At 45.8% G+C, this 6,363-nt stretch carries 2 protein-coding genes; both read right to left on the reverse strand.

What is annotated here, in order from left to right; all coding sequences use genetic code 11:
- Positions 1-528 precede the first annotated feature (528 nt).
- A complete protein-coding gene (locus HMPREF9304_RS10550) occupies positions 529-2,796 on the reverse strand; it encodes a hypothetical protein (protein WP_036928886.1) in 2,268 nt (755 codons plus the stop codon).
- Between the two features lie 131 nt (positions 2,797-2,927).
- Entirely contained in the window at positions 2,928-3,953 is a 1,026-nt protein-coding gene (locus HMPREF9304_RS10555) for a hypothetical protein (RefSeq protein WP_036928889.1), read from the reverse strand.
- Positions 3,954-6,363 lie beyond the last annotated feature (2,410 nt).

Raw genomic sequence — 6,363 nt, forward strand, 5'->3', positions numbered from 1 at the left:
CTCGCTCGTTTCCAAATCGTTCACCTTTTATTATTCTTATTTATGCTTTCCTTTTATAATCAGCCGATTACATTCGCTTCTATTACTTTTATAATGAAGTATAGGAGTTGGAAGCAAGAAAAGGAGAAAAATGTGTATCTGATTGAAATAGAGGATATATTACTCTTTTCTTCACAGGGTTGCATCATAGGAAATAGGCGAAAAAAGGAGTATAAAAGCAAGAGTTCAGTTACCAAATCGTTCGAGAATATAATCCGCAAAACGAAACGTTCCAAAAAAAATAAAACGAAGCGATGTGTTTCGTAAAACGAAATGTTCTTTTTTTTTTCGACCTCCTCCCCGGGAGGGAGGGGAGTGATTAGCTGATTATTTTGAACATTGCATAATATTAGTTGACGAGTTGACAAGGAGCCTCCCCTGCCCCTCCAAAGGAGGGGAGAGCAGACAGATGGAGACTATTATCTATTTGTCAGTTTGTTAGCTTGTAAACTTATATTATACATTATAAATTATTAATTGTTCATCGTTTTACGTATGATTACCGCAATATCCCTCTGTAGTGTATATCCAAAGATCGTCAGAGCCGCCAACATACAGCAGCGATATTTTCCTATGTTCTCTCACCGTTTCTTTCGTTTTCACTTCATCCCAAAATATCTTCGTATTGTCAGCCGTTTCCAAATAACAAAAGCCTGTACCTATATTGATAATTTCTACCTCCATACCCACTTGTGGATTTTTTGGTAGCGTAATTTTAGCATCTCTATACGGTTCAGTATCTGCGACAATGGTCGTGTCTGTAGATTTCATGGTGTAGCCGTCATTTGGATGTAAAAATTTCACGATAGGCTCACCTGTGTTTATCTTTAGGTTGTTTTTTCCGTCAACGTATAATTGAGAATACTGAAGATTGTTATTGCCAGTATATGGTAAACCGTTCATTATGATGTCGAGTTGCATCCCGATAGCTTCATCGTTAAAAGCATTAACACGAAACATACCAGCTCCCATATCAAGTCCAGCATACATCCCCCTCTCATCACCTGTATCAAAAACAATGTTATTGTCTTTTACTCCGAGACAGAAGATTCCATTATTGCTCACCATTACTCTTTCTTTTCCTGTCTCTGAATCAAGGATTGAGATATAGCCAACTTCAGGTCTTAAAACAATACAACCTTTTCCTGATGTATCAATAGAGCGTAAAGCCCCTTTCTCGTCTACCATAAATGTGCGTTCGCCTTTGTTGTTCTTCACCACGAAGTTGTCGGCCGTAGCCGTGAACTTCCTGTTCTTGATGTCAAAGCCACCCGCCAACAGTGCTTCTACCGTTCCGTCATACGCACACCATGGGGTTGCCGTGTCGCCCTCCTCGAGCTTGGGGCGGCAGATGTACAAAGTGGCAGGCTTTGTTCCATTCACCCACATTGCCACGCTACCAAACTGTAGTTCCTCCGTTGTAAATGTAGCTGACACTCTCGTCCACGCATTGACAGGCTCATAAAACGAAGATGCTGCCTTAAATTTCAATTTACCAACTCTCTGCCTTGAATTATCTTTCTCTTTCTTGAATGCTTCAAAGACAAAGTTAGAATAACCTTGCGCATCTTTGTCAAACTCTGTCTTTACCCAAGCAGAAAGCGTATATAATGTATTTGGTTTCAACTGTAAGTTTCGAGCTGCGCCAGCATTAAATTCCCAAAACAAACCAGCAAACTCTGACGTGCCTTTCATTGCCTTGAACTTTATAGCGTCCGCTCCACCAACGCCGCCGCCTTTCAAATACTCGAACCACTCTTTGCTGTCTATTTTTGTGCTTGCTATACCCACACCCAGATGCTTTTCAATGGCTGCATTGTTGGTGGTGTCCACCCCATCAAGGTTGAGGTCGCTGCCCCACAACAGATTCGGACGTGTGCCGTTATTCACGGTCATGCTGATTTCTTTCGATGTCTGCTGTATCTGCGTGAACTCCTTTTCAAGATTCCCAACAGTGCTGGACGTCTTGTTAATGGTCGCCTTGAATGTGTTTACCTTCCCATCAACAGTGCGAATCTTTCTGCGGACCTCGCCCAGTTTATCGTCGAAAGCGTACACAAGATCAGGTTTCATCGTGATAGGTATAGTGCGTATGTCGAGGATTTTATTTCCTTTCAAAAGCGTTACGCTGAAAGTTTCTTCTGATGCGTCGTATGTTCGAATTACTGGTCCAAAGCTATATACACCGCTTGATGCTTGTAAGTCTCCAAGGTCAGGATATGCTCGCAACGTAAGTCCTTCATCATATAAACGCACATCGGTTGTAACATCTCCTACGGTTTTTTGTATAAAATATTTCAACTCAACCATCACCTTTTTGTAGTGGCTATGACTCTCGAAATATGCCAGTACTTTTTCTTTTGAAGGAACAAGTTTGTAGATGACAGCATCCTTGCCGGGCATGCCGTCCTGTATATTGTCAAGCCTGCCTGTCGCAAGGGCTTTCAGCCCCTTGTATTCCACCGTATACTCAACAAGGAGTGTACTGCCGTCACGCTGCGCGTCACACCAAGCGTCACTGCTTTTAATTTCTGGCTCTGACCAATTGGAATATCCAGCGCCCTTGTATCTATAACTCGCCTTGAAGTCCGTCACCTCCTGTCCGTCATAGAACACTCTCACATAGTTTTTCACGCCCTTGATGAACCCGTTGCGGTAGCTGCCCTCTATGAAAGCCTTTGCCGTTAGTGAATGTCCGTCCTTGCCGTCATTCACCGCTGCTATTGTTATAATGCCTCTGGTTAATACTTTGTTCATGAAATGAGTTTTTAAGTTTTTAAGTTTACAAGTTGACGAGTTTACGAGTTGATAGTTTTGCTAATTACCCCCCTCCCTTTTGGGGAGGGGTCGGGGGAGAGGCTTCTCCCCTCCTTCGGTTTCACACTTCTTTATGCTTTTCTAACCTCGCACACAAAAGTTGCCTTCTGATCTACGTCAGCTGCCAATACTTTCAAAGGGTTTCCCGTCTTTGTGGGTGCCGATGTACCAGCGAAGTTCTCTTGCGCTCCAGCCTTGTTGTACTTCGTCCATGTGTAGGAAAACTTAGGCGTCTGTGCGCTCGCATCCTCTAACTTCACGCCATTCTGCCACACCTCGGCGTTGATGTCTATTTCTCCCTTGCCATTGACGATGACATTTCCCTTAGGGGCATGCAGCACTACCTCGTATGGATCAGTGCGGTCTTCGAACGTGACGATGGCTTCAGCAGTTTGTCCCTCGTCGGTTGCTATCACCTTATAAGTCTGTACATTCAACACGTCATCAGGATGAACCGTGAGTGTGCTGTTACCACCACTTGTTTGTACCCCTGTAGAAATATCCTCGAACGTGCCGTTAGCAAAATTCAGTTTCAGCCATTGAAACTTCTGAATAGATGTATCGTGTACACCGCCACGATAGCACTCGGCATGCGCCGTCAGTTCGGTGATGCTCGTATCGAAGCTGTTTCCTTTCGGCTGTGTCAGCACCACTTGTAGCAAAGCACCTGCCGATGTTGACTTAATGACCTGCGTCTGCGCCTCAAGCACAGTGTCAACGTTTGTCAATGTGTCGTGGTAGGTAGCCTTGACATTGATGTTCAACGCATTTGAGGAAATGTTGCTCGCTATGGTAAGCGCCGCCCCTGCACTGATGGCGCCCACAGAATATCCGCCAACACTCTTTCCAGCCTGCACTTTGGTACCATTGATGTCGTATTCGATAGCAGTGAGTGCGCTGACCATGTTTTGGCCACTACCCGTCACATACACTTTAGGTGTAACCGTGTTCTTGTCCGTGCTGAAGTTGGGTACATACACCTTGGTGTCAGGATTGTACATCTGCGACGGGTTTTTCACTTGCAGAATCATTGATATCTGCTTTGCATCATTCAAATCAACAATTGTGATTTGTCCTCTTGATAAAATTTTGTTCATAAAATAAGTTTTTTAGGAGCCTCCTCTAACCCCTCCGAAGGAGGGGAGGAAATGGCTTGTTGTTAGTTTTTTTTTAGTTCACAAGTTTACGAGTTTACGAGTAAATGGCTATTAACTTGTTAACTTGTTAACTTGTCAACTCGTCAACTATATTTTTAGTTCTTTAGTTCAACGTTATCACAGATCAAGCACTCCACTTGTGCCATATTGTTCACCTCCTGCGCGCTCAGTTCTATTTTTCTTCCGCACTGCTGGTGCCGTTTGTTCCAAAGTTTGTCAAACTCGGGGTTACCACTATGGATAACCCACGAAAATTGCCAATCTTTCAGCGTTTCGGTAATCTCTTTTGTTCCATAATACACCACGGCAAATAGCCAGACAGAGCCTTGCCCGTTACGAATGATGTTGCCGTTGGGCGTATCGGTGAAAATGTTTACCGTATAACTACTCTCCCCGTCTTCCCCTTTGTCTCCTTTGCTGCCCTTATCCACCAACAGCATCCATGCATCACCCTTGCCTGGTTCTTCTGTCGTTCTCTTACCTGGCTCTACGATGCACAGCCATTGCCTACCGTCATGTGTTACGCTGTCATAGTAGCCGTATTCCTTTCCGCTTNTCCATTCACCGAGCAACACAGGTACGGGTCTTATCTCACCCGATGAGCTCCTCGCCCTCAAGTTACCCACTATCTGATTGTCGTTCCTCGCGAAATACGTCTCTCGGTGGGTCTCCAACTTATAATCATTCACACCCACATACTTTGCCCAGTAAGGCGCAACCAGCCCCATGTCAAGCGACTTGTAAGCAGAATTGATAATTACGCACTGCCTGTCCGCATCCACACGGTTGCCCACCTGCGCCAGTTCATCACCCACCTGCGGCTTATCGCTGCCCGTGGCAAACTCTGTCTTGCTCAGCACTATCTTTAGATACTTCTTGCCCCCACGCTCCACAGGCACTTCCGGCGCATCCGTCACCAACCGCCAATAATAGTGATTACTTACATTGTGGCTCACGCCCACATCTACATTCAGCCCACCGTGGCACAACATCTGGTCGCCCTTGCGGCACATCTGTATCAGCACCTTGCCGTCTTTCTCAGCTTGTTGATAGCACACATATCCGTCTTCCGTATCCTCGCAGTCGTCCACCTTAAACGTTGCTGCACTCTGTATGATAATCCCGCCCGCCGCCTTCGCTTTGAGTATTTCCAGCTCAAAGAATGTCGCCTTCCCCGTTACGGTGAGGTTCTTGGTATTGACGTTTCCCGAGTTGTTGATGTCCCCCGAGTTGTTGATGTTGCCTGTGTTGTTGATGTTGCCCTCGTTGTTGATGTCGCCATCATTGACAATTCCCTTAAAATAACTCACCGCCTTTGCGATGACTCCCTTGAGGAAGGTGACGACCTCTGCTGCCGTGTTGGGTATGTCGTTTCTTAGGAAGTGCGAGAGTGTTTTTGATTCCAAGCTCACCTCATCCGCTCTTGTTGCTTCGTCCGCCTTCTTGGCCTGCTCTGCGAGGATGGCCTTTTCCGCCATTTTCGCCGTATCGGCTTTGCTGGCATGCACCGCCTCCTTGACGGAGTGGTCTCCATAGGCTGCCCCAGGTGTCCTGAGCATTGGCGTTGCAGCCTTGTTTTTGGGTTTCTTGATAATCTTTACGTCTATCATGTTTCCATCTCCTTTTATGGCGGTTCTATCAATTACCACCGTAAAGTTTTATTTATGTTTGAGGGTTTACGTTTTGTCATCTTGCGGTGACTATTAGGTGGGACTAGGTAAGACTAGGTGGGACTATGTTTTATATAAAAACAGGCTTGCAATCTGTCAAAGCTAATTTATAGAATCTCCTTTAACGACATTTCAGCTTCCCCCGATTCGAGGTTCCTTGTGATGCCTTGTACGAAAAAGTATTTTCCCATTGCGGGATGCCTGTATTGGTTGAATGTGCTCACGCGTTGCTCCTTCTTGTCAATGAGTTTTTGCGTCATGAGAATTCTGGGCTGGTGGTACTCGTTGTAATAGCTGTCAACATACAGCTGCTCCGGCTTTGCCTGTCTCCCCGTTGTGTGGTCGTAGAGNTTGATNACGCCNTCNCCAGTGAGCAAGTTGAGCGGCGTGCTCATGCATACCCCCTGTGCCACGCCCAGCTGNCTGCATTCGTCNGAGGTGAGTGCCGAGTTGATTTTGAACTCGATGTCATCCTTCCTGTTAACAAACTGCTGCTTGTCGTCGCTCATGTAGACGATGTCGCTGTCGCCCGGTCTTTCGATCATNCCATTNTCGCTGTACACCTTNACCTGAAAATCCTCGATGAGNATGCTGCTGACNTTCGCCAGNAGTGAAATGGTGTTGCTGGTCCACTTGGTATGTCGGAAGAAGGTGGGGTGCCTCCTTGTGATGTTCTCCCA

The sequence above is a fragment of the Hoylesella timonensis S9-PR14 genome (assembly GCF_000762405.1).
Taxonomy (GTDB): Bacteria; Bacteroidota; Bacteroidia; order Bacteroidales; family Bacteroidaceae; genus Prevotella; species Prevotella timonensis_A.

What these genes read in the sequence shown, in the direction of transcription:
- HMPREF9304_RS10550 (WP_036928886.1), bottom strand. Translation starts at nt 2,796, where the DNA reads ATGAACAAAGTATTAACCAGAGGCATTATAACAATAGCAGCGGTGAAT.
- HMPREF9304_RS10555 (WP_036928889.1), bottom strand. Translation starts at nt 3,953, where the DNA reads ATGAACAAAATTTTATCAAGAGGACAAATCACAATTGTTGATTTGAAT.